25 protein-coding genes and 1 riboswitch are annotated in these 25,152 nt (G+C 40.0%); of the genes, 7 read left to right on the top strand and 18 right to left on the bottom strand.

The window, feature by feature from the left end; translation table 11 throughout:
* Nucleotides 1-25: 25 nt before the first annotated feature.
* Genes HXV90_RS03695 through HXV90_RS03680 form a run of 4 tightly spaced genes read left to right on the top strand, consistent with a single transcriptional unit; the run spans nucleotide 26 to nucleotide 4,213 of the window.
* On the top strand, nucleotides 26-1,570 hold the full coding sequence (locus HXV90_RS03695) for a spore germination protein (protein ID WP_269898415.1): 1,545 nt from the start codon (nucleotides 26-28) through the stop codon (nucleotides 1,568-1,570).
* Between the two features lie 25 nt (nucleotides 1,571-1,595).
* Nucleotides 1,596-2,795 (top strand): Ger(x)C family spore germination protein, encoded by a 1,200-nt coding sequence (locus tag HXV90_RS03690; protein ID WP_054550234.1) that lies wholly within the window; start codon nucleotides 1,596-1,598, stop codon nucleotides 2,793-2,795.
* A gap of 4 nt (nucleotides 2,796-2,799) precedes the next feature.
* Nucleotides 2,800-3,033, top strand: coding sequence for a hypothetical protein (locus HXV90_RS03685; RefSeq protein ID WP_054550235.1), 234 nt, complete (start codon nucleotides 2,800-2,802; stop codon nucleotides 3,031-3,033).
* 31 nt (nucleotides 3,034-3,064) lie between these two features.
* Entirely contained in the window at nucleotides 3,065-4,213 is a 1,149-nt protein-coding gene (locus HXV90_RS03680) for a GerAB/ArcD/ProY family transporter (RefSeq protein WP_115673661.1), read from the top strand.
* Nucleotides 4,214-4,252: 39 nt separating this feature from the next.
* Here HXV90_RS03680 and metA read toward each other — a convergent pair whose 3' ends face one another.
* A complete protein-coding gene (gene metA / locus HXV90_RS03675) occupies nucleotides 4,253-5,188 on the bottom strand; it encodes a homoserine O-acetyltransferase MetA (protein WP_004227915.1) in 936 nt (311 codons plus the stop codon).
* A 123-nt stretch (nucleotides 5,189-5,311) separates the two neighbouring features.
* Nucleotides 5,312-5,423, bottom strand: a riboswitch (SAM riboswitch).
* Nucleotides 5,424-5,626: 203 nt separating this feature from the next.
* Here metA and HXV90_RS03670 point away from each other — a divergent pair.
* The gene (locus HXV90_RS03670) at nucleotides 5,627-5,998 is read left to right on the top strand and encodes a nucleotide excision repair endonuclease (RefSeq protein WP_004227912.1); all 372 of its coding nucleotides are present in this window, start codon (nucleotides 5,627-5,629) and stop codon (nucleotides 5,996-5,998) included.
* Nucleotides 5,999-6,052: 54 nt separating this feature from the next.
* Here the strand turns inward: HXV90_RS03670 and HXV90_RS03665 are convergent, their stop codons facing one another.
* Complete coding sequence (locus HXV90_RS03665; protein WP_269898414.1) at nucleotides 6,053-6,439, bottom strand: hypothetical protein; 387 nt, start codon at nucleotides 6,437-6,439, stop codon at nucleotides 6,053-6,055.
* A 22-nt stretch (nucleotides 6,440-6,461) separates the two neighbouring features.
* Nucleotides 6,462-7,244, bottom strand: a complete 783-nt coding sequence (locus HXV90_RS03660) for a TrmB family transcriptional regulator (protein ID WP_054550238.1) — start codon at nucleotides 7,242-7,244, stop codon at nucleotides 6,462-6,464.
* Between the two features lie 125 nt (nucleotides 7,245-7,369).
* On the opposite strand from HXV90_RS03660, the gene HXV90_RS03655 reads away from it, so the two are divergent.
* Nucleotides 7,370-8,140: a TSUP family transporter gene (locus tag HXV90_RS03655; protein ID WP_048393079.1), complete on the top strand. Its 771-nt coding sequence runs from the start codon at nucleotides 7,370-7,372 to the stop codon at nucleotides 8,138-8,140.
* 40 nt (nucleotides 8,141-8,180) lie between these two features.
* On the opposite strand, the gene panF is transcribed toward HXV90_RS03655, so the two are convergent.
* The 15 genes from panF to HXV90_RS03580 all read right to left on the bottom strand — a co-directional run bounded on the left by panF (nucleotide 8,181) and on the right by HXV90_RS03580 (nucleotide 24,728).
* Nucleotides 8,181-9,626: a sodium/pantothenate symporter gene (gene panF, locus HXV90_RS03650; protein ID WP_048393080.1), complete on the bottom strand. Its 1,446-nt coding sequence runs from the start codon at nucleotides 9,624-9,626 to the stop codon at nucleotides 8,181-8,183.
* Nucleotides 9,626-9,889: a YhdT family protein gene (locus HXV90_RS03645; protein ID WP_259419482.1), complete on the bottom strand. Its 264-nt coding sequence runs from the start codon at nucleotides 9,887-9,889 to the stop codon at nucleotides 9,626-9,628. The genes panF and HXV90_RS03645 overlap by 1 nt, the downstream gene beginning before the upstream one ends.
* A gap of 253 nt (nucleotides 9,890-10,142) precedes the next feature.
* Complete coding sequence (locus tag HXV90_RS03640; protein ID WP_054550239.1) at nucleotides 10,143-10,697, bottom strand: short-chain dehydrogenase; 555 nt, start codon at nucleotides 10,695-10,697, stop codon at nucleotides 10,143-10,145.
* Between the two features lie 61 nt (nucleotides 10,698-10,758).
* Nucleotides 10,759-12,234: a class I adenylate-forming enzyme family protein gene (locus tag HXV90_RS03635; protein WP_269898413.1), complete on the bottom strand. Its 1,476-nt coding sequence runs from the start codon at nucleotides 12,232-12,234 to the stop codon at nucleotides 10,759-10,761.
* A gap of 15 nt (nucleotides 12,235-12,249) precedes the next feature.
* Complete coding sequence (gene fabG, locus HXV90_RS03630; protein ID WP_048393085.1) at nucleotides 12,250-12,981, bottom strand: 3-oxoacyl-ACP reductase FabG; 732 nt, start codon at nucleotides 12,979-12,981, stop codon at nucleotides 12,250-12,252.
* The gene (gene phaZ / locus HXV90_RS03625; RefSeq protein ID WP_269898412.1) at nucleotides 12,965-13,876 is read right to left on the bottom strand and encodes an intracellular short-chain-length polyhydroxyalkanoate depolymerase; all 912 of its coding nucleotides are present in this window, start codon (nucleotides 13,874-13,876) and stop codon (nucleotides 12,965-12,967) included. The genes fabG and phaZ overlap by 17 nt, the downstream gene beginning before the upstream one ends.
* 12 nt (nucleotides 13,877-13,888) lie before the next feature.
* Nucleotides 13,889-14,893 carry a 3-oxoacyl-ACP synthase gene (locus tag HXV90_RS03620; RefSeq protein WP_269898411.1) on the bottom strand — a complete coding sequence of 335 codons (1,005 nt, stop codon included), beginning with the start codon at nucleotides 14,891-14,893 and terminating at the stop codon, nucleotides 13,889-13,891.
* Nucleotides 14,890-15,906: a branched-chain amino acid ABC transporter permease gene (locus HXV90_RS03615; protein ID WP_048393091.1), complete on the bottom strand. Its 1,017-nt coding sequence runs from the start codon at nucleotides 15,904-15,906 to the stop codon at nucleotides 14,890-14,892. Before HXV90_RS03615 ends, HXV90_RS03620 begins: the two co-directional genes overlap by 4 nt.
* A complete protein-coding gene (locus tag HXV90_RS03610; protein WP_269898410.1) occupies nucleotides 15,903-16,775 on the bottom strand; it encodes a branched-chain amino acid ABC transporter permease in 873 nt (290 codons plus the stop codon). Before HXV90_RS03610 ends, HXV90_RS03615 begins: the two co-directional genes overlap by 4 nt.
* A gap of 16 nt (nucleotides 16,776-16,791) precedes the next feature.
* Nucleotides 16,792-17,499: an ABC transporter ATP-binding protein gene (locus tag HXV90_RS03605; RefSeq protein ID WP_103118208.1), complete on the bottom strand. Its 708-nt coding sequence runs from the start codon at nucleotides 17,497-17,499 to the stop codon at nucleotides 16,792-16,794.
* Nucleotides 17,474-18,250 (bottom strand): ABC transporter ATP-binding protein, encoded by a 777-nt coding sequence (locus HXV90_RS03600; RefSeq protein WP_103118209.1) that lies wholly within the window; start codon nucleotides 18,248-18,250, stop codon nucleotides 17,474-17,476. Before HXV90_RS03600 ends, HXV90_RS03605 begins: the two co-directional genes overlap by 26 nt.
* Before the next feature lie 60 nt (nucleotides 18,251-18,310).
* On the bottom strand, nucleotides 18,311-19,546 hold the full coding sequence (locus HXV90_RS03595) for a substrate-binding domain-containing protein (RefSeq protein WP_115673666.1): 1,236 nt from the start codon (nucleotides 19,544-19,546) through the stop codon (nucleotides 18,311-18,313).
* A gap of 353 nt (nucleotides 19,547-19,899) precedes the next feature.
* Nucleotides 19,900-20,433, bottom strand: coding sequence for a GNAT family N-acetyltransferase (locus HXV90_RS03590; protein ID WP_009371725.1), 534 nt, complete (start codon nucleotides 20,431-20,433; stop codon nucleotides 19,900-19,902).
* Between the two features lies 1 nt (nucleotide 20,434).
* Nucleotides 20,435-21,253 carry an alpha/beta fold hydrolase gene (locus tag HXV90_RS03585; RefSeq protein WP_269898409.1) on the bottom strand — a complete coding sequence of 273 codons (819 nt, stop codon included), beginning with the start codon at nucleotides 21,251-21,253 and terminating at the stop codon, nucleotides 20,435-20,437.
* 286 nt (nucleotides 21,254-21,539) lie between these two features.
* Nucleotides 21,540-24,728, bottom strand: a complete 3,189-nt coding sequence (locus tag HXV90_RS03580) for a winged helix-turn-helix domain-containing protein (protein WP_269898408.1) — start codon at nucleotides 24,726-24,728, stop codon at nucleotides 21,540-21,542.
* Nucleotides 24,729-25,015: 287 nt separating this feature from the next.
* Here HXV90_RS03580 and HXV90_RS03575 point away from each other — a divergent pair, with 287 nt between their 5' ends.
* Nucleotides 25,016-25,144 carry a hypothetical protein gene (locus tag HXV90_RS03575; RefSeq protein WP_269898407.1) on the top strand — a complete coding sequence of 43 codons (129 nt, stop codon included), beginning with the start codon at nucleotides 25,016-25,018 and terminating at the stop codon, nucleotides 25,142-25,144.
* Nucleotides 25,145-25,152: the final 8 nt, after the last annotated feature.

Genomic DNA, 25,152 nt, shown 5'->3' with positions numbered 1-25,152 from the left:
AACGACCATTTGAGGAGGAAAACACATGTCCATGTCTAACAATAACGAGACCTCCCCATCCCATACAACGAACGATTTATTGTATACTTCCCTATCTAAAAATATAAAAATCATTCAACAATCACTAGGGCATAGTAATGATATTATCATACGTGAAATTGCGATTGGAGAAACTGATCCCCATAGCCTCGCCATTATTTCCATTGATGGCTTATCGGATAAAACGACTATTTCTGATTCTGTTATCGATAAACTGATGGCAAATATTGAAGAAGAACAAGATATTGAAATAACAACCATTAATCAATATGTTCGGAATTCCTATTTAACGGTAGGCGATGTGACGAATATTGAGCATTTCACAACACTCTACAATGCCATTCTCAATGGTGAAACGGTTATTTTATTAGATGGCTTTGCCGAAGGGATTGTGACAAGTACTAGAAGTGCCAAGGATCGAGCTGTCACAGAGCCATCGACGGAATCCGTAATTCGCGGACCGAGGGAATCCTTTACGGAAACCTTGCGTACGAATACAGCGCTCATTCGTCGCAAAATAAAAAGTCCGAATCTCTGGATAAAATCACGCGTTATCGGAGATGTGACACAAACAGATGTAGCAGTGATGTATATAAATGGCATCGCCAGTGACAAAATCGTCGCAGAGGTATTGGCTCGATTAGATCGTATTAATATTGATGGCATTCTGGAAAGTGGCTATATTGAGGATTTTATTCAAGACTCAAAAAACTCTATGTTTCCTACCGTCTACAACTCTGAACGACCTGATGTCATCGCAGGTGAATTATTAGATGGCAAAGTGGCGATTCTAGTTGATGGCACACCTTTTGTCTTAGTCGTTCCAGCGCTATTTACATCCTTTTTACAATCAGCAGAAGATTATTATCAGCATTGGATGATTAGCTCACTTGTACGTATCTTGCGTTTCTTTGGTATCAGTCTAGCATTAGTAGCACCATCCTTGTATGTGGCGATTACTACCTTTCATCAGGAAATGCTACCGACACCCATGTTAATTAGCATTGCTTCACAAAGGGAAGGCGTACCCTTTCCTGCAGTAGTAGAAGCGCTTATTATGGAGGTTGCCTTTGAGGTCTTAAGGGAAGCTGGACTTCGTATGCCTCGAACAATCGGTCCTGCGGTATCCATCGTAGGTACTTTAGTTATTGGTCAGGCAGCAGTTGATGCAGGCGTCGTTTCCGCTGTAATGGTAATTATTGTAGCCTTAACAGCGATTTGTAGCTTTCTATTCCCTGCCTATGGCTTATCGAATACGATTCGTGTACTACGTTTCCCATTAATGATTTTAGCTGCTATGTTTGGTTTATTCGGTGTAATGTTTGGCATTATGCTAATTATTCTTCATCTATGTAGCATTCGTTCATTTGGTGTACCTTATTTAAGCCCATTCGCACCGTTGGTATTACAGGATCAGAAGGATGCGTTTGTGCTGTTCCCGCGTAGAAAGTTACTTACACGACCTCGTTTGGTCAATCAAAAAAATATTGTTAGAGGACATAAATATATCAATGTAAAAAGCAGGAAATAACAACTGGATAAATGAGGAATGGAATATGGCAAAAATAAACTGGATTTGCTTACTATGTATCCTCACAATACTGTTAAGTGGCTGCTGGAGTAAGCGTGAATTAAATGAATTGGCCATAGTCGTAGCATTTGGCATTGACAAAATAGATGAGGAATATGAAATTACAGTTCAAATTGTTGATCCTAGTGAAGTCTCAGTGCGCCAAGCTTCTACTCAACGCTCTCCTGTCGTTAGCTATCATTCGAGAGGCGAGACCATCTTTGAAGCCATTCGGAAAATGACGACTATTGCAGCTCGAAAACCTTATTTTGCCCACCTTCAAGTGGTTGTATTAGGGGAAGATCTCGCGAAAGAAGGCATTAGTGATGCACTTGATTTAATTGTAAGGGACCATGAATTTCGTAAGGATTTCGACGTCATTATGTCTCACGAAGCAACAGCGAAGGAAGTATTAAATGTACTAACACCCATCGAAAAAGTTCCTGCAAATAAAATCTTGAATTCCCTTGATGTCTCTGAAAAGGCTTGGGGCTCCACGATAGCTGTTAATATTGATGAATTAGTCAATACGTTAACCAATAAGCATAAAGGGGCGTTAATTTCTGCTATTGAAGTTCATGGCGATAAGAAATTAGGTGTAGATCAAACAAATGTGCAACGTGTTAAAACACCTGTGCTATTACGTTATACAGGTTTAGCAGTATTTAAAGGGGATAAATATATAGGGCTACTGACTGAAAGCGAAAGCAAAAGTATTAGTTTTCTTAATGACAAAATTCAAAGTACGATAGAAATCATCGCCTGTCCTAATAAAGGGACCTTGTCTACTGAAATCACCCAATCCACTACAAAGGTGAAAGGGTCATTTAAAAACGGGAAACCGAAAATCGATGTCCATATTAATGTAGAGCAGAATGTTGGAGAGGTCGAATGTGATATCGATCTTACCAAAAATAAATCGATTGATTACGTTAATAAAAAAACAGCCCAGGGTATTGATGACCGCATTGAAAAAACAGTAGAGAAAATTCAACAGCAATATGAAGTCGATGTTTTTGGATTTGGGGATGCCCTACATCGGGCAGATCCAAAGCAGTGGAAAAAAATTAAGGATGACTGGACTTCCATTTTTCCAGATTTAGCAGTGGCTGTTCATGTAAAGGTAACAACCCAAGGTTCAGGTACGATGCAAAATTCATTATTAAACAAGCCAAAGGAGGAGTAATGAGATGGTACTAGCAGTAGCTATCTTGATTATTGCAATCATTGTTGCTCTTGTTTTTATTCCAAAGCTAAAAAAGCAACAGGATAGAAAAGCCATTATTGTATTCTCCTTTTTGCTATTTATTGGAACGGCTTTAAATATGGGGATTGCCCTTAAAATCCATATTCCTAGCCCATTAGATTTGATTACCTTTATCTTCACACCGATTAGGGATTACATTGTGTCATTCACAAAATAGAAAGATGGACTGAGAAACGGAGGGTAGCTTGATGGAAAAAGAGATAATTAGTTCAAGACAGTTTACAATCGTTACCTTTCTCTATTCTATCGGTACAGCGATTTTAATTATCCCTTCGAGTATTACTGGTGCCGCTAAGCAAGATGCTTGGATAGCGGCAAGCATTGGTGTTCTGCTCAGTTTACTGGTTCTAAAATTATTTTTAACACTGGCCAATCAAACACCGTCCCTAAACTTTATCGAGGCCAATGAAAAAATTCTTGGGCGTTTTTTCGGGAAAATCACAGCGATTTGTTTCCTGATTATGACCTTTCTTTCGGCTGGAGAATTACTTTATTTTATCGGTATTTTCATGAAAACGGAAGTTATGCCAGAGACACCGACATTAGCATTTGCCCTACTGTTCAGTATCCTTATTATGTATGCCGCTTATTTAGGGATTGAGACCTTTGCCCGTTCGGCAGAAATCCTCTTCCCATTGTTTATCTTTATTTTTATTTTTTTCGTCATTAGTATTACCCCTCAAATTACATTTGAGAATATTCAGCCTCTACTAGAAGCGACCAAAGCATCTATGTTTTATAGTATTGCACGCTTTATGAGTATCTTTTCCTTTCCATTAATTGTATTATTGATGCTCTATCCTACTGGCGTCAATGTACAGCCGTCTGCACAGAAAGGGCTATATATTGGGGCAATCCTTGGTGGAATCGTCTTAGTTACGTTGATTGTCCTATCGATTCTTGTATTAGGTCCTGAAAACACTGCATCAAGGACATTTCCTAGCTATGCCTTAGCGCAAAGAATATCTATAGGGAATTTTTTACAGCGCATAGAAATCATTATGGCATTTATGTGGATTACGTCTATATATATTCGTACATTTATGTATTTCTATACGACCGTTGTTGGCCTTGCACAAATTTTGAAGATTAAGGATCATCGTCCGCTTATTATACCGATGGGTATAATTGTCATTGGACTTTCTCAAATTGTTCATCCAGATATTGTGCATTCTACTAATTATAATAATGAAATTTGGCCAATCTTTTCCTTTATTTTCACCATTTTATTACCCATACTTTTGTTGATTGTGGTAGTTATTCGCAATCGTAAATCCAAGGCTCAAAAAAACGAAACACCTCAGCAGGAAACAGAAGATGACAATCAAAAAGTCTAATTTCTTCTAAGCTAGAAAAGAAATTAGACTTTTTATTAATTAAATATGATATTCGATTTCATCTACAAAATCCCATTCATATGGTGTTTCTTGGTAAACATAGTAGTTCAACCAGTTAGAGAATAATAGATGCGTATGGGCACGCCATGTATTCATCGGCACTTGTGTCGGATCGTCATTCGGGAAGTAGTTTACAGGAACGGCGATATCTATGCCCTTCGCCACATCGCGACTATATTCATCGGCTAGCGTTGTCGCATCATACTCTAGATGCCCCGTAATCATAATATTTTTATTATCTTTTGATTGTACAATAAATACCCCAGCATCCTCTGAATAGGATAATAATCGTAGATCTGGATGATTGCGAACCTCGTCAATCGAAACAGATGTATAGCGTGAATGAGGTGCAGTAAATAAATCACTAAAGCCACGTACCAAATCTACAGTTAAATCTGTAATCACATGGGAATAGACGCCTGAGCATTTAGCAGAAAGCTCAACCTTCCCAATGCCATAATGATGATACAATGCAGCCTGTGCCCCCCAACATATATGTAGCACGGATGTCACATTCTTTTTTGACCAATCCATAATTTCTGAAATTTCCTGCCAATAGTTGACCTCTTCAAAAGCCATTTTTTCTACTGGCGCACCAGTTATAATCATACCATCATAGCGTCGGTGTCGAATCTGATTGAACGTTGTGTAGAAAAGCTGCAAATGGGATTTACTCACATTTTTAGACTCGTGTGTGGCTGTATTCAAAAAGGTAATATTCACTTGTAATGGTGTATTCCCCAATAAACGTAATAACTGGAGCTCTGTTTTTTCTTTTTCAGGCATTAAATTTAATATTAATATATTTAATGGACGGATTTGCTGTGTTTTCGCACGATCTTCTTCCATGACGAAGATTTTTTCCTCACGTAAATGTTCTCCAGCTGGTAAATTTTTCGGAATATTAATTGGCATCTTGCTTTCCCCTCTCTATAATCACTCTCTTTTAGCAAACCTTGCTTGCGTAGAATGCAACGAAATTAAAAAATCCTCCTCATTCCATACGAGATAGAATGAGAAGGATTTTTTTCACGTCCACTCTTATCTCTCAAAGGAAAAAATCCTTTGCTGGAATTAGCACCTTTCTAACGATTGTTAGAGGTTGCTGAAGCGTCATCGGGCCAAATCCCTCAGCTTCTCTTGATAAGATTATTTAATTATCTTGAATTGTAACATGAACTTGTTAGAATATCAATAATTCATAGAATATTTTGTGATTCACGCGCATGTTTCTTGGTCATTTGATGTACACTAAGCTTGCTATCTGTGGGGTTTCTACATTTAAAATTTATGGTAAACATGCCGTAATTATGTTACCATATACTTTTAGTAAGGGAGAGGAACGTGAATAGTTTGATTAAAATTGAATTTCCAAAACCAGATCTAGTAATCCGTCAACGTGAACAAGATTTAAAACCAGGTGATGTGCCAATCACACCTTACTTCGGTTTTATTGACTTCCATAAAATCACACGTGATAAAGGCGGCATTTTCTTATTCTATAATGACAAGAATGAGCTATTGTTTGTTGGGAAAGCACGTAAAATTCGTCAACGTATTAAAAAACATTTCGAGGATAATGTATCTCCGATGAAAAACCATCGTGATGAAGTGTTCAAAATTGAAGTCTATGAAGTAGAAGATCCAATGGAACGTGAAATTTACGAAACATATGCGATTAATACTTTCCGCTCTAAATATAACGTAGACAAAGTCTTTTATTAGACATCACGTAAAGAAACCGAAATCTCATTTCTAAAGGGATTTCGGTTTCTTTTATCACATAATGGTCATACGATCAATTGGCGTACTCTGACCGTTTATTCGCAAATCAATGGTATCCAGCTCAGGATTCTTGACGGTGATTTTAAAAACATAGGGTTGAGCCTCTTTCCTTTGCTCGCTGCCTTCTTCTAACTGGATAATAAGCCTATTTCCCTCAGCTGTAATACTTGCCAATACATTCCCTTTTGAATAATAAACAAGGTAATATGGAGCATCCTTTTCATGCAATAGTTGTATTCTGTCATTAGAAACGATATTTTTCTGGACATTATCTGGGACAACCGTTAGCTCATGAATCGTTGGTGGATCGGTAGGTGGTGTAGCATTACAGGCTCCTAGCATTAGTAGGCTCATTAAACCTAGCAACACGAATTTTTTCAAGTTCCTCCCCTTCCTTATACGACTATTCTAAGAAAAAAGCTTTACGCTCCTTAGCAATCCAGTCTTCTAACTCCTGATCATCACGTTTTACTAACCGATTGATGAGCACATCATGCCATATATAATCCTCTAACAAATAAATATGAACCGGATCATTGGTGATAAAGGCCGTCTCTTGGGTAGATGGAGAATGACCATAAATCATTTCCTGACCATCTATCGATAAGATAAACCAATGCGGTGTAGACGCTTTTTTTGTATAATGTGTGGCTCTATGCTGGTCAATTGAGGCGAGATGCTCTCCTACATACAACGTAATGCCATGAACAGGAACATGCAGCGCCACCTCTTGCAAATCTTCACGTAAGGCATCATACATATCTTCCCACATCGACAGCATCACTTTTTTCTTCGCCTTCTTTAGAAGTGACTGACAATAGTTGATAATGGATTCCTTGCCCTTCAGCATGACCACTTTAGGCTCAGCTTCCTGTACTTTTTCCTCTAATTTCTCTAATTTCCCGCTTATAGACGTAAAATTCGACTCCCAGCGCTGTTGCATTTGCTGTAAGAACACAGACACAGGCATTGCCGAATAGGTCGTTTGTTCTGCGGTCTCTTCTTTTAACACGATGCCCTTTTCTACAAGGATATTTAAAATATCATACACTCTTGCACGTGGTATGCCAGAATTTTTACTAACCTGATAAGCACTGACATGACTTTGCTGAACAAGTGCCGTATAGGCCTTTGCTTCATATTCTGTAAAACCCATTTCTTTCAGCTGGGTGATTAATTCCTCCATGTAATCCCTCCATTATCTTTATTATAGGCTACCAATGTGAAGATTTGCCAATGAAAAAATGGGGTTTACAGCGCAAATAAATTTAGTTACTATTTCAGTAGTAACTAAATTTAAAGAGGTGTCATATGTTGTTTGAAATCGATGTACATATTCTAATATTATTAATTTCTTTTGGATTTCTGGCGGCTTTTGTTGACTCAGTAGTGGGAGGGGGCGGTTTAATTTCACTACCAGCCTTACTATTTGTTGGGCTCAATCCAGCCGCTGCTGTTGCCACGAACAAACTAGCAGGAGCCATGGGCTCACTCACTTCCTCTATTTCTTTCTATCGTTCTGGCCAGCTGGACATTCGCTCTGTCCTCAAATATTTTCCACTAGCATTTATCGGATCATTATGTGGTGCTTGGACTGTGCATCTGATTAATCCAGCATTACTAAAGCCATTAATGCTTGTTATGCTGGCGGCTGTTGGGGTATATACGATCTTTAAAAAGGATTGGGGTGCCGTCTCTACCGTAAAAAATCTATCTAAAAAACATTTGTTTTTATTTATGCTGCTATTATTTGCTATTGGTTTTTATGATGGATTTCTTGGGCCTGGGACAGGGTCGTTTTTAATCTTTAGCTTCTTACTGGTAGGCTTTGATTTTTTAAAGGCGGCTGGTAATGCGAAGTTTTTAAATTTGGCGAGTAATGTGGCTGGTGTTTGTATGTTTGCTTACTTAGGTCAAATTCATTATGTTTATGGTCTAGTCATGGGCATTGCGCAAATTGGTGGGGCTATGCTTGGCTCACGGATGGCAATCAAGAAAGGAAGTGGCTTTGTCCGCACGCTATTTATTGTCGTTACAATGACATTACTTGCGAAAAATGCCTATGATTTTATGATGCATTAAAATAAACGCCACAGAATTTGAAATCTGTGGCGTTTTGGCGTTAAATCATAAGCTTTTCGTTTTTAAATTTATGACTAGTGGACAAACTGACAATCACAAAAATAAAGAAGGATGCGACAATTGGTATCGTGACTGTATGCATACCAAAGACAGAAGGATAAAACCGATCAATCATAATATACAACAACATGCCTGAAATCATTGACGCAATCGCTCCGTATTTATTCGCTTTTTTCCAATACAATCCTAAAACGACTGTCCAAATAAAGACAGCCTCTAGTCCACCGAAGGCAAATAAGTTCAACCACACTAATAAATCAGGTGGATTGAGTGCAAAGATGACAACGGCTAGGCCAATGACTGTTGTTACAATAAAGCTTGCACGCTTTATCTCTGCATCACTAGCTTTCGGCTTCATATAATTTAAATAGATATCTTTGACAACTGTAGAGCTGACAAGCATTAGTAAAGCATTAACCGTAGACATTGTCGCAGCCATTGGTGCAGCTAAAACGATTCCTGCTAAAAATGGCGGTAATACCTTCAATGTCAGGAGCGGCATGACTTTATCACCAATCTCAATGCCCGGTAAGACAGGTCGGGCTAACACCCCAATTAAATGCATGCCAAACATGATTGTCCCTATGGCAATCGTGCCAATAAGAATTGCTTGATGCATACTTTTGGAATCCTTATAGCTCATCGCACGAACCGCAATTTGCGGAAGTCCTACAACCCCTACACCAATGAGAATCCAAAATGTTGAGACATACAGAGGCGTTAAATCTCCTTGTGCGCCAAATGGTGACACAAAGTCAGGATTTTCAGCGACCAGTGAGGCCATTATATTGTCGATGCCTCCACCTGCCACAATGGTGCCGATTAATAAAATAATTGTACCAATCACCATAATTGAACCTTGGACCGTATCTGTAAGTGCAACCGCACGGAAGCCTCCGATAATCACATATACTAACACGGAAATCGCAAAAATAAACAGTGCTGCTGTGTAGCTTAAGCCAGTTAATGACTCAATTAAGCGTGCACCCCCAACCCATTGAGCCATCATAGCCGAAAATAAGAAAACAATGATGCTAATGGCTGATAAAATAACAATGACATGGCTTTTGTAGCGTTCACGTAAAAAGTCGATTAACGTAATGGCCTGGTAACGACGAGCAATAATGGCGAATTTTTTCCCTAAAATCATGAGTACAAAATAACCTGCTGGTAGCTGAGCCATTGCCAGTAATACCCACCCAAGTCCTTTTGTATAGGCTACACCCGGTCCTCCGATAAAACTACTCGCACTGCCATATGTAGCAATCATCGTCATTGCAAGGATAAAACCACCCATTTCACGACCACCTAGGAAATACTCCTGCAGGAATGAATTAGAGGAGCGGACATGCTTATTGGCCCAAATACCGATTCCAAAAATAATAATTAAAAATAATAGCAATGGAAATACAACTTGCCAATGCATTAGTGATCCACCTCCTCATCATCGAATGGTACCTCTTTGAAAAAGAGTTTCATCACAATCCAGATAAGAAGGATCATAAAGCCTGTCCCAGCGATACAGCTATAGAAAAACCAGGCAGGAAAACCAAATACATACGTATAATTTCTTGGATCTCCTGAACCTAATCCATAGGCAAAGCCAAACCAAATCGCAAAGTTGACAAGGACGAGTCCAATTCCGATAAGCGCCTCTCGATGCGCTATTTTAAAGCGTTGATCTTTCACATGTAATCCCCCTAACCTACTCTATTTTACTGATATGTCGGTCTGATGGGAAGAGATGTGAGTAAATAAGGATAAGTTATATGGAAATGATTTTGTTATACTAAGTAAAAGGTAAGGAGAAGAAAGTTGCTTGATCCTGACGTTTTTCACACAAACCTAACTATCCCTCACAATTATGTAGACATCTACAACAAACTGATAATGGAGATAAGTAAAAACCTTCGTCCATCTAGTTAGACGAAGGTTAGTTAGTTTATAATGGTCGCTTTTCCCAAGGTTGTAGCGTCCCGACGATATGGATAGGTTGATCCTGTTGAATAGCAGCAACGACACCTTGCGATATTTCCTCATGCGTAAGCCATCTCGCATGACCTTCTTCCATCATAAAACCTAGCTGGATTTGCCTGTATTGCGAACGAGCAGGGAGCTTCAATTTCTCTTGGACTTCACTTAAATTCGCCTTACTCCCCAACACATGAAACAGTTTCCATTCCCCATTATTCTCTATTGAAATTACATTGGAGATGTTCTCTAATGTAGTGTCCGCATAGGAATGAATCCAAGCAACGACCAATTCAATGGGCCCGTTATGCTCGAGCGTTTCTTCTAGCTTCTCTTTTAATAAGGCTATATTACAATAATCAACTAAAATCGGCGTTAGAAGGGCAGGTTTGGTTGTTCTATTTCGCAAATCTTCCATTCGATGGGCACTACGTCCAATTACTGAGACATGGTAGCCATCATTCACTAACCAAAGGGATGTGTCAGCCAACATCCCTGTTCCACCAATAACTAATGCGTGGGCCATTTATGTGTCCCTCTCTTATTTCGGATTTAGAAAGACGTGCGTTTCTTCCTTCTCATCATACTTAACAGATAGATGAGTCAACAAGCCTATACAATGCCTTTTTATCGATTTTACCAACGCTTGTTTTCGGTAGTTCGTCTAAGAAAATCATTTGTTTTGGAATCTTATAACGTCCTAATTGTTGATGACATAGCTCATTAAGATCATCTAATAGAGAGGCTACTTGGTGGGGACAAACAATAAAAGCTGTCACGATCTCACCCCAATAGTCATCACCTACACCAATCACGGCCACCTCCCGCACATCTGGATGCCGTAGTAGACATTGTTCTACTTCCTGAGGATAGATATTTTCACCACCTGAAATTATCATTTCTTTTCTACGCCCAACAATATAAAAATCGCCTTCCGCATCCATCATCGCTAAATCCCCTGTTTTCAACCAGCCATCTTGCAGGATATTGGCAGTTTCTTGCTTGTTATTCCAGTAAAAGCGAAACATATGCTTCCCTCTTACCAATAGCTCTCCTACTTCTCCAGGTGCACAACTTTTTCCTGTATGACTGATGATTTTAGCTTCATTGAATTGCATGCTTTTCCCGACAGCACCCTTTTTTGCATAGGCACGCTCTCGGTCAATATAAAAATTATTGGGTCCTGCTTCTGTTAAACCATATCCCTCTTTAAAAAATAATCCCTTATTATAAAAAGCATCGTAAATAGGATGAGGGCACGGGGCACCGCCAGATAAAAATACCTTCATGGAAGGAAATTGATTTTCCTGAAAATACTTCGTAGCAATCATTGCTTGATACATTGTTGGCACAAAAAGAGAAATTGTCGTTTGATATTGGTTCGTTGCTTTTAGTGCCTCTTCTGCATCAAATTTATCGCCAATAATGACGGTTCCTCCCGCCATCAGTAAGGGAATGCATAAAGCATTTAAGCCACCAGTATGAAACATCGGCATATAATTTAATGTCCGATCTTGAGCATGTAAACCCCAGCTAATAATAGTATTCATGGCATTCCAATTGACCGACTGAAAGGATAACACTACCCCCTTTGGCTGACCCGTCGTGCCTCCTGTATAAATCATTAACCATGGATCATCCACATCCACGTCTTGCCTACTTGGTTGTATCTCCTTCTCATGCTGGCTAACATGAAGTGAAAACATTTTTTCTAAAACTAAGGGACAATGACTATCCTCTTCGTATAATAGGATAGCAGGAGTCGCATCCTCCAAAATTTGTGTTAGCTCCTCCTTGCTTAAGCGCCAATTTAACGGTACATAAATGAGCCCACGTAGCCCACAGGCAAATAAAACAGCAAACAATTGGATATGATTTTTCGCAAAAACAGCGACTCTACTTCCCTTTTGTAGCTGCTGCCGTTCGAAAAATTGACTCCATTTGCCGATTTCCTCAGATAATTGCTGGTAGGTCCATTGTTCCTTTGATGTTAAATTAATTAAGGCGATGTGGTGAGGTGTTAAAGCTGCACGTTTTAAAATCCATTCTTGCTCAACAAACATCTTGACTACCCCCTATCACATCATAATTGCGCCATCCACATGCAGAGTATGCCCATGAACATAGGAGGCCTCATCAGATGCTAAAAATAAATAGGCATTGGCAATATCACGTGGTGTCCCTAGGCGTTGTAGGGGGACGATTGATCGCATTTGAGCCAAAATATTTTCAGGCATTTTTTTGACCATATCTGTTTCTGTAAAGCCAGGTGCCACTGCATTAACATTAATCCCCTTACGCCCTAATTCCTTCGCCCATGTTTTTGTCATACCTACAATCGCTGCTTTTGTCGCTGCATAATTGGTTTGACCAACATTGCCATATACTCCACTAACTGAGGATGTATTTATAATTTTGCCTCCACCTGCTGCCACCATATAGGGAATGACCTCCTGTGTACAATGGAAGACACCTGTCAAATTGACATCTAGTACCTGCTGAAATTGATCCTCCGTCATTTTTGTCAGCATCGCGTCTCTTGTAATCCCCGCATTATTCACTAAAATATCAATCCGTCCTGCCTGTTCGATCACTGCCGTCACCAGCTGATTAACGCTCTCTCTACTTGCAACATCTACTTGTATAAATACAGCATTTTCGCCTAGTTGTTGTGCTGCTAGAATGCCTGCTTTATCGTCATAATCGGCGATAAATACCCATGCCCCCTCCTCGATAAAACGCTCAGCAGCCGCATAGCCAATACCGTTTGCAGCGCCTGTAATGATAGCCACTTTATTGTTCAAACGCATACTGTCTTCCTCCAATTTCTAAAAAGGCTTCAATTTCAGCTGTCAATTGTGCTAAATCATCGACCAAAGGCGAATGCCCACAATCTTTTAGGCTTACAAACTGTGCTGTTTTGCCTAAATCATGTAATATCTCTGCATTCATTTCCTCTGTAATCACCAAATCACGATCCCCTCGGAGCACTAAAATTGGGATATGAAGCAACATGGCCTCCCGAGAGCCTTTTGCCACCTCATTGTCAACAGCGCTTATATTAAATGTATTGAGTGCATGATATACTTCTGCTAAATTGCGCTGTGTAAGCATATCCTCTACATATTCTTGATATTTTCCCTCGTTTGGTCGATGATGCGTATAAATTAATGCATTCCATATAGACTGTAAGCCCTCCGCATTTTTTTCATCGTAGAAGCCTTGAATAAGCTTTGTTTTGGATGTATCCACTAATACCTCCTCATAATGATAGGCTCGCTTAAAGGAGGCTGGATTGCCTGTTCCTAAATCCGTGTAAAATGGATAACCACGTGTAGAAGCAGACGCAAGTAAAATTAGTCGTTGACAGTGTCCTGGATAATTTGCTACAAACTGCATACAGACAGCTCCACCTGTTGACCAGCCAATCATATCAAAGCTTTGCAGTTGCAGTGCATCCACAAATAGTTTGACATCATCACTAAAATCTTTAATAGCAGTGATTGGCTTAAGATAGGATGATTCACCAAAACCACGTAAATCTATCGCGTAAATGGTGTATTTCTCGTCTAAAGCATCCATCAGAATATCCCAATGCTTAGAAGATGTCATATTGCCATGTACCAACACTAAAGGATGACCTCCACCTGATCGCTTGCGATAGGCCATTGTTTCTCCATTCGCTAGTTGAATCGTTTTTACCATGCCATTTCCCCCTTATCCCCAACGTATTGTGATAGCTCCCCATACATAGCCAATGCCAGCACTAACAAGCATCACAATATCGCCTGCTTGAATTTGGTTTTGCTCCTGTGCTAGCTGTAGGGACAATATTTGATCGATCTGACCAATATGTCCATAGTCTTGCAAATAAATAGACTGCTCCTGCTGTAAGCCAAGCTCTGCTAAAATATAATCATGTGCAGATCGTTTCATATGCAGCATCGCTAAATAATTGAGCTGTTCCTCACTGTATCCACTTTTCGCTAAAGAACTGCGAATGACCTTCAAAAAATTGCTTAAAGATTTTTGTTCTAGCCGCTCCTTCATCCCAATGGGGTCCAAAACGTCAAGCTTATATAAATTTTCGGTTAAAAGGGTTGGGGTTAATGGATTTTTCGTTCCCCCGACTGGCACGACTACATCCTCTGAGAAAGAACCATCCGTTATAATATCTGCCTCTAGTAGCAAATTTTTTTCATAGTTTTTTTGTAATAACATGGCCCCTCCACCAGCCGCTAAATTGTACATAAAGCGCGTTCGTGGATTGCTATAATCGATAAAATCAACATTGCGATAACCACCTGCTAACAGAATGGTTCGTATCGTGTCATCTGAGGCCATTAGGCTTTTCGCCACTTTCAACGCCATGATTGTAGTGCCGCAGCGTAATTGCACATCAAATGCCCATGCATTCACAGCACCAAGCTCCTCCTGCATTTTAATGGAGGCTGTCCAGAGTGGATATTCCTTATGTTCCTCCCCCATATAGATGACAACATCAATATCCTTAGGGTCTATATTCGCTTTTTGAATCGCCTCCTGTGCTGCCCATATACCCATTTGCACGGTATGATCAGACTTATCAGGAATTGGCTTTTCATGAATGCCCATTTTTTGACGGATAATGGCCTCAGGAATATTGGAAAGAGCCGCAATTTCCTGCGACGCCATCTTCTGTTGAGGTAGATAAATACCTGTACTAACAATACCAACTGTCATTCAAATCGCTCCTTTTCCTGAGGCAAGGGACCTGTCGTTTTTCGTTGCTTTAGCCTTCCTCGCCACTTCCAAAAGAGCAATCTTAATGAGCCAATAATACCTTTTGGGAAGAAGATAACGGCTAAAATATAGAGAATCCCGAAGAAGATAATCCAACGTTCGAAAATAGGATAATCTCGTGCAAGCCCTGACAGTGCATGTTGCGCATATTCAATGACCGCCGAGCCTAATAACGGCCCCACTAAAGTACCAACCCCACCGATAATCGTCATTAACAATGCATCCAGCGTAATATCCATGGCCATCACACTCGTGTTAACGAAGCGCAATGACACTGCATATAAGGAGCCAGCAAAACTTGCTACAATGCCTGCCACAACTGAGGCAATGACTTTATAGTGCAACGTATTAAAGCCTAATGATTTCGTCCGCTGTTCATTTTCACGAACGGCAATTAAAATACGGCCTGTTGGTGAATTAACAAAGCGGTAGAGCGCCAAAAAGATGACAACCAAGCTTGCTAGCACAAAGAAATAGAAGGTCATTCGATCTCTAAATAGATCAGGTGCTCTGAATGTAAAGCCATCATTGCCATACGTAACAGAGCGCCACTTTTCAGCTAAGACTAAAAATAACCCCGAAAAGGCTAGCGTCAGCATCGCAAAAAAATGACTTTTTAAGCGTAAGGTTAATAAACCTACTAAAAAGCTAATGAAGCCTGCTAGTATCATACCAATCACGATGGACAGTACAAAGATCAAGAGTGTGTGATCCATCTGCTTAAGCATGACTGCTGTTGTGTAGGCACCAATGCCGAAGAACATGGCGTGCCCAAAGGAGACGATGCCTGTATAGCCTAGTAAAATATCATAACTCATTGCCAATATCCCAAAAATAAAGATTTGTGTTAGTAAAATAAGTAGTGTCCTTGAATCATTGACAAAAGGAAGGATAATAAAAATGACAAGTAACAGGAAAAAAGCGAAAGCGCGTAAAGATATTTTGTTGTTCATGATGTCCGCTCCTTTCGCATCGCAAACAGCCCCTGAGGACGGAAAATTAAAACGATGGCCATTAAAATCATATTGACTGCCAGTGACAGCACAGGGACATAATAAGCCATAAAGCTACCTGCTAGCCCAACTAAAATCGCTGCAAGCAGGGAGCCAGAAAAACTACCCATACCGCCAATTACCACAACAATAAAGCCTAAAATGGCATACTCCATGCCCATTTCCGCATAAATCACACCTGAATAGGGAGCCATCAACATTCCACTAAGTGCCGCCAGAGCAGCGCCCACCATAAAGACGTATAAAAATACACGCTTAATATGAATACCGAGAGCCTGCGCCATTTCCTTATCCTGCACCCCAGCCCGAACGATCAAGCCAATCTTCGTGCGCTTCAGCATGTATTGGAAAATACCAAAAATCACAAACCCTATGACAATAATAAATAAACGATATTTAATGATGATCACATCACCAATTTCCCAGCTTCCTGCTAAATAACTTGGTGTTTTTACTGCCACCCCATTTGGTCCAAAGACCACCTTAATAAGCTCCTGCAAAACGAGCATCAGCCCTAAGGTAATTAAAATTTGCTGAATATGATTGCCGTAAACAGGCGTAATAATGAATTTCTCTGTCAGCAGTCCAAGCAACGCTCCAGTCACAATCGCGCCTATAATCCCAACGATAAAACTTTCTGTCAACATATAGGTAAAGATGCCCGCATAGGCCCCCCAAACAAAGAGCCCACCATGCGCAAAATTCAATACATCCATTAAACCGAAAATTAATGTCAAACCAGCTGCTAGCAGAAAAATTAACATCCCAGTGGCCAAGCCATTAATGATTAAATTGACGAATAACTCCAATGATAGTCACCCCCCTCTATCCAATGCCAAGATACTTGCGTTTTAGCTCTTCATCATAAATCAAATCCTGCATATTGCCCGAATTTACTGTTCTACCATCATCGATTAATGTATAGGTATCACCAATTCGACTAGCCATTATAAAGTTTTGCTCCACTAGAACAATGGACGTTTTCTTTTTCATTTCCACAATGGCTTCCATCACTTTTTCCACAACTATCGGAGCAAGTCCCTTGGAAGGCTCATCTATCAATATTAATTGGCTATCATTGATAAAGGCTCTTGCCATGGACAGCATTTGCTTTTGACCACCCGATAAATGCCCACCAGCCTTTTTCCAAAACTTCTTTAAATCAGGAAACAGCTCTAGCACATATTGCTGTCGCTCTAATGTGGCTGTATCCTCCTTGCGCATCGCTACCTTCATGTTTTCCTCTACCGTTAAATCTGCAAAAATCCCTTGATTTTCAGGTACATAGCCGATTCCTAATTTCGCCACCTTATAGGTAGGACTTTTTTTAATCGATTGGGAGCGAAAGGCAATGTCACCCTTTGTTGCAGGCGTTAAACCCATTATTGTTTTCAGGGTGGTCGTTTTCCCTGCGCCATTGCGTCCGAGCAGTACAGTCACCTGCCCCTCCTTCGCTTCAAAATTAACGCCCTGCAAAATATGATATTGACCAATGTGCGTGTGAACCTCATTCAATGTCAGTAAGGTGGTCATCGTACAGCCCTCCTAAATATGCATGTTGCACAGTATCATTATTCATAATTTCCTCTGGTGAGCCATCTGCTAATAGCTGACCATTGAACAACACCATAATAGAATCCGATAAATCCAAAATCATATCCATTTTGTGTTCAATGAGCAAAATGGTTTTATCCCCCTGCTGTTTTATGCTTCGAATAATTTCTAAAATCGTAGGTACTTCCTCTAATGACATCCCTGCAGTGGGTTCATCGAGCAGTAGAATTTCTGTATCTAACGCGAGTAGCATGGCAATCTCAAGCTTTCTTTTCTCTCCATGGGATAGCATTGTTGTCAGGGCATCTCGTTTATTGTCGAGTAACACAAGTGCCAATAACTCCTCCGCTTTGTCCGTAATCGCCTGATAGCTTTTGTAATGGCGGAATAGCTGATAACGAATTCTCTCCTTGGATTGAACGGCTAAACGAACATTTTCGAGAACCGTTAAGTTTGGAAAAACATTGGTAATCTGAAAAGATCGTCCCAATCCCATTCGAGTTCTTTCAATGGCCGACTTTTGTGCAAGTGATTGCCCTTTAAAATAAACATCACCCGCAGTTGGCTTTAGCTCACCACTAATCAAATTAAAGAAGGTTGTTTTCCCAGCACCATTCGGCCCAATAATGGACTTTAAATGCTTCTCAGGCATTTGAAAATTAACGCCATCTACAGCCGTATGTCCCCCAAAACGAATTGTTAAATTATCTGTATATAATATAGGCTCCATTCTCTACTCCCTTCCTTCTCACATTTATGTAGAGAGACAGCTATGCTGCCTCTCAATTCTTTAATTCATAACGGGCGGTGCTGTCTCTTCAGGACTAAGCTCCCGAATAAGTACTGGTACTGGATAATCCACACCATCTTGTTGCTCTAAGCGAATCGAATACATGGATTGTAGAGCCTGGTGATCCTCTTCACGGAATGTCATTGTCCCTTTTGGTGTTTCAAAGGACATACCTTCCATAACGTCGATTAACTTGTTGGCGTCTGCATCCCCATCCGATTGTTTCAATGCCTCCACAATAGCAATCGCCGCAGACATGCCGCCAGGAGTAAATAAGTCGGGCACTTCATTGAAACGTTTTTGATGTTCATCTACTAACCATTCATTGACATCATTTTGAGGAAGTGTATGATAATACACCGAGAAGCCCTCCATCCCAACCAATGGGTTCATAAATTGAAGCGCAATAATATCCGGCGCACCCGTCGAAATTTTAATGCCCTTTTCTTGAATTTTAAGATCTGCAATTTGATTCCATGGTGAATTTGCCCCCGCCCAAACCACAAACAAATAGTCTGGCTTCGCATCAATCACTTTTTGCAAATTGGAAGTAAAATCTGTTGCAGCAGGATCTGCATACTCCTCTAGTACAATTTCAGCCCCTAATTTCTCCGCTGCCGTTTTAAAGGCATTCACACCATCCCAGCCAAACGAATAATCTGGCGCAAATGTAGCAATCTTCACACCTTTGCCTGCAATAGCCGCTGCTGCCGCATAGGCATCCTGTGATGAATTACGACCTGTTCGGAAAATATACTCATTGAACTCTGAACCTGTAATACTGTCAGCCACTGCAGGCTCTACCACCATAATTTTTTCATACTCCTCGGCAAGCGGTAGAACAGCAAGCGTATCACCCGAGCTTGAAGAGCCGACTAAAAAATCAACCTGATCATCTTCTAAAAGCTTTGTCGCTTTTTGTACAGCCACCTCGGGCTTTGTTTCGGTATCCTCATATACAATTTCTATTTTCTTACCATTGACCTCCATCGTGCCGCCTGTTGCATACTCAATTCCTAAATCAAATCCTCGCTGCGTCTGCTTCCCATATGACTCAAGCGCCCCAGTTAACGATGCAAGCACACCAATCTTAATTGTGCCGCCTTCCGCAGTAACCGCCTTCGTCTCCCCATCAGAAGAATCCGCTTCCGTTGCACCCTCTTTCGTATCCCCATTACAAGCCACCAACACCACAGCCAACATCACTAAAAGAAACCAATACCACTGCTTCCTCATCCCATATCCCCCTTCAAAATAAGCTCCCTAGAAAGCGCTTTCTTGCTATGACAACACTATATAAAAGTCCAGTTACAAATTAGTTACAAGCTAGCTGGCTCAAATATAAGCCACCTAGCTCTGTCCCGAAAATGGAGCGAAGCAGAATGGCAACTAAACAACATTTCTTAAAACAAAAAGCAAGAATGTTTAGAAATCAACATTCTTGCTTTTTAGAGTCCACATCTATTTTTCTTATAATTTTTTTCTCATTCCCTACTGCATTTAATTGCAGTGATACATCGGATTCTTATTGCTCTTTTCCTTCTGCATAGCTTTATACCCCTAAATAAGATGACTTTTAATCATACGCTTCATGATAACCATTCCTGTTTCAACATACTATACAATAATGAATCTCGCCAAACGCCATCTTTCATTAGCATGTTTTCACGTAATATTCCTTCCTTTGACATTCCTATTTTCTCTAATACTTTGGATGATCCAATATTTCGAGGGTCGCAGGTTGCATAAATACGATGGAGCTTTAATGTTTCAAAGCCGAAAGTCATCATCAATTTAGCACTCTGCGTTGCTATTCCCTTACCCCAATAATCAGGGTTCACGATATAGCCAATTTCCCCGACTTCATTTACAAAATCCCTGATCATCATTTCTACCGCACCTATTAATGTTTCTTGATGAATAATAGCAAAAACATATCGTTCCCTTGGTGTTTGTGTTGCTTCTTCGAGAGCATCCTGAATGAATTCTTTTGTATCCTCTTCTGAATTCGGTCCCCATGTTTGATACCTACAAACAACCTCCTGAGAGGCATATTTATGCACATCAACCCAGTCTTGCTGCCTGAATTCTCTTAAAAATAATTTATCATTTGCAAGTATCACTTTAATCCATCGCTCCCTCTACACGCTTCAACCATTCACTCATCAGCTCGGTAAACAATTCAGGTTGCTCGATCTGCAAATTGTGGCCTGCTCTATCTAAAATGGCAAAGCTTGCTCTGGGAAACTTCTCTAGAAGTGAAAACGCGTCCTTATAGCCAACCACAGAATCTTGTTTACCAAGCAAAAAGAGACTTGGCTTATCAAAGGACCTTTCGTCAACGGCAAAGGAAAATCCGTAGCTTTGCTGAATTTTTTCTAAAAATGCCTGATCTGCTAGATTACACCCTGCCAACACCTCTGTTGAATAGCGCTCCCAATTATAGGCATCTAAGACAACTTGATTAGCCATAAAATCATCTTGCTCCTGCTGACTTAATGTTGATAAAAAAGCGGTGTCTGCTTGTACAATACAATGCGGTGGCACCGTACGTTGTTCTTTTTCAGGAATGATGAGAGGGCAAATAAAGGCAGTACCTAAAAGTTGATCCACTGATTTCCTCATAATACCGCGCGCTAAATAGCCACCATAAGATTCACCAACCAACAAGTACGATTCTTGTGGAATGATTGTGTGTATCATTTCGATAATCGCTTCTAGCATTTCATCCGAGTTTTGAATTGATGAATAGTCTGTTGTTTTTCCCATTCCCGGAAGATCCAGATAAATACGTTTCCACCCTTCACGCTCTTTAAAAACAGGCTCCATACAGCCCTTCATCAAACGATGATCAGGAGAAAAACCATGTAGCATGATGATAGGTATCCCTGTTCCAATTATTTCGTAGTAAATATTCGCTTTACTTGTCTGACAAAATGGCATTGTTGTTCCTCCAAATAGGTTACATTTTTATAGTATTGACTACCCCACTGTTGGAGCGGATTGACATAGTTTATGAGTGAGTTCCTCATAGAATGAGTGCTTTGACTAGGAGGGGGCACCTCCTCTGTTGGAGTGTTTTCACATTACTTAGGAGCGGCTCTACTCTCAGTTGGAGCGGGTTTCCACATATGAATGAGCATTCCCACAATCAATGGAGCACTTCCCCACACTTGAGCAAGCCCATCCAATACAAAATCACTTCACCTAGCCTTAATAACAACACCAATTACCCCATTATCAAGTCATAGACCGTCATGGTGGATTCCATCGGGGTTGTGTTAAGCTCTTGTTGTAATTGCTGGACACATTTTTCATACCATTTTAAGGCAAGAGAACGATTATGGAGCTGGTAGTGGCTGTACATGAGCAGGCGATACGCTTCTTCCCAGAGTGCATCCTCGCGTAGCATCTTTTCTGCGAAAAAAATGGCTTTTTTATATTGCTGTTGTCTTGTTGCATTTTGTGCTAGTCGTTCTAAGACTTCGATATATAAAAATTGTAGCTTTTCACGGTCCTGCGTTAGCCAGTCGATTTGCTTTTTTTCCGCATAGAGCGCATCCATATAGCTCGCTTCCGCTAATAAGAGCCACTCATTGGACAGCTGTGGATCAAATTCGTCGATTCCTAAGCTGTAATAATAGTGAAAACGTTCAACATCAATTTGGAGAAAAGCAATATTTTGTAACTGATACATATTATTTTTCCGCTGAATGAAAAAGCTCTCTTGTCTTGCATGTCGTTGCGGCTCCAACACTTTAAGTAACGTATTTAACACCACCTTAAAATCACGATCCAAGGACTCGACACTACGATCTGGCCATAATGCCTGTGCTATTTCTTCCTTTGGTGTAAAGCGATGGCGATGGCAATAGAGATATACGAATAATTCCTTTGATTTATCACGTTGCCATTCTTTGTCTTCTAGCTTTCGTTGTGTACGAATTAAATTTAAACTCCCGAAAAGATTTATCTGTATTTCATCATGCGGATAACTAATACTATCCTCGACCTGAAAATGATTTTGCAATGCTAATATAGCTGGATGCTCCATCTGGCATTTTTGACTAAATTGCAATAGCTCGTAAAAAACCATTCGATTGCTCGGACCAAGTATCGTTGGCCTTTGTAAGAAGTATTCATAGCCATTTGAGACACATAGTTGTGCAAACTGTTGAAAATACTGTTGAAACGGCTTCTTATTACACTCTTTCAGGGCAATCATTGATTGATAAAATAAGACATGCATCAAGCCATTGCGATCACCGCACTCCTGAAATAGTTGCTGTGTCTTCTTTAATAATTGCTTCGCTCGCCCTATTTCTTGCTCAGAAAGTATTATTTTTACTTCTGCTAAAAGAATAAGCGCTGTCATCCAAGCATCTTGAACTTGCTCCGTTTCCTGTAAGCCCAGTGCTAAGTATTTCTTAGCCGCTACCATATCTCCTAACAAATGTTTGACAATGGCTAAACCCATATATGGCTCCGCCTTCACACGAGAAATATTAATGGCATTCATGAGGGTCAACGCTTTTTCATAGGCTTGACATGCCCCATAATGATCTGGGAAATCCATTAACAGCAGAGCATGAGCCTTTCTGATATAGCCAACCGCCTCTATGAAAATAGACTTCTCTTTTAATCCTCTTCGAATACCATGCTGGGCAGCATACCAGGCTTCTTTGCCTTGACCTAACAGTGCATAAACGAAAGCTGCCAGCAGTTCACTTTCTCGATGGGTTGCAACAAGCTGAGGCGGTAATTCAAGACGCTGCGCTAATAACTCCTTGGCCTCCCGTAGTTGTCCTGTTCGTAGTAAAACACGTACATCAACATTTGCTCGCTGTATGACATCCTCTGGCAATGCGACGTCCTCCATAAAGAGCTGTGCACCCTTGGCCTTCCCTAGATTCACTAAATTTTCAGCGTATTGCCGTTGAAGTTCTAGTAATTCCTCTTTGCGCAATGGTGTATGTTTCGCTAGCTCTAATGCTTTCTCGAGATATGGCTCTGCTAAAGCAGGTTGAATGGTGTCTAAGTAAATATGGGCTATCCCAGCTTGAGACTTTGTCATAAATAGGTGATCCCGCTGCTGCTGTGCGAGGATTGCACATTTTTCATAGGATTGTTTCGCTTTCTCATAATAAGCTCGGTAGCGATGACATTCACCCTCAAAATAATTTAATTTATAAAATTTATCTTTTTCCTGTGCACTAAATCGATTGATTTTTTCGAGCAACCATTCAAATTGACCAGCCCGTACGATTGATTCTGCATGAAGCTGTAGGAGCTCTCCGCAAAAATGATGATCATTCGTTTTAAAGGCATGATACAGGACAGCTTGAATATTTTGAAGTTCTACATAATACAATGCTGCTTGTTTATGAAGGTCCGCATGTTGTGTTGGATACTGTCGCCATTTCATTTCTAAAAATCGACTAAACAATGCATGAAAACGATAGAAGCCATCTGTTGTCACAGGTTGGATAAATAAATGACGCTGAGTTAATACATTCAGCATTTGCGCAATCTCAGCGCCATAAAACGCTTTCAATAGCTCCGCAGAAAAGGTAGGAAAAATCGCTAATTTTAAGATCGTCTCCTGCTCAGTAGCAGTCATCCTACTATAAACTTCCTCTGATAAATATGTGAATAGCTCATTTGTGGGAATCGTCAGCCAATGATCTAGCGAAGCATGATGCCATTGCTCTGCCAATAAGGAAATGCTAATGGCCCAGCCTTCAGTGATCTCTAATACTTTTTTCATTTCAGCCTCGGATAAATGTACATCTACATATTCTTCAAAAAACACTGCAATCTCCTCAGTTGAAAATGCCAGTTCGTCCTCTTTTATAACGAGCCATCTTTTTTGTAGCTTTAATTTCCTCATAATATCCCAATTGGGTAGTGTTCTGGAAGCCAAAATAAAATGAATGCTGGGTGGAGCAAATTCAATGATTTTTTCCATGAAATAATTAATAGGAAAAACATGATCTACTAGGTGAAAATCGTCAATCACGATGAGAAGAGGCTCGTCTATATCGCAGAGGCAATTGACAAAAAGCTTATACCATCGATTGAGCTCATCCATTTTTGGAAAGCGCGATAATTGGTTCCACCCATCAAATGTATGACCAAAATTCGGTACGACGCGCTGTATACTAAAAAAGAGGTGCCTCAAAAAGGGTAATAAATTATCATCTTCATCAGAAATACTATACCAAGAAAACGTACTTGATTCGGTTGCAAGAAATTGAGTTAGAATGGTTGTTTTACCGTACCCTGCTCCACTATGCAAGAAAGTACAAGTATGATGATGACTTTTCTTTAGCGTTCGCATTAGTGTTGCTCTATTAATACAATGCGTGGATGGATTGGGGGCCATACATTTTGATTGAATAATAATATCTGCTGTCATATAAACATAACCTCCATATTTTGTAAGGTTACAAAAATTTCTACAAAAATTCAGATTATTAAATTATTGACAGTTTACCATATTTTTTATGTATTTTTATAGATTTTATCCCCATTTTTTGTTTGAGGGATGGAAGTAGAATTTAGTTGGTATTTTCTTCCCAATTTTAGTATCCTGTTATATTACTAAAATTTAGAAGGAAAGTGGCTAAATGAACCGCCTTTAAATATAGAGATTATACGAGTTCCGATTATAATGGAACTGCTTTACCGAGCGAAGGAATTTGAGTGAAGTATGGATATGTGGTTATTGCAATTCCAAAAGACTTAGTACCATTTATGAAAGAAAATTTAACAGTGGCAACTAGAAAGGCTATTCTTGCTATAAAGGAAGCATTATTTTTAGGAAAAAATTAGGCTTAAAA

This window comes from Lysinibacillus sp. JK80 (genome assembly GCF_027557635.1).
Taxonomy (GTDB): domain Bacteria; phylum Bacillota; class Bacilli; order Bacillales_A; family Planococcaceae; genus Lysinibacillus; species Lysinibacillus capsici.
This window is presented reverse-complemented; position numbering and strand designations above follow the sequence as displayed.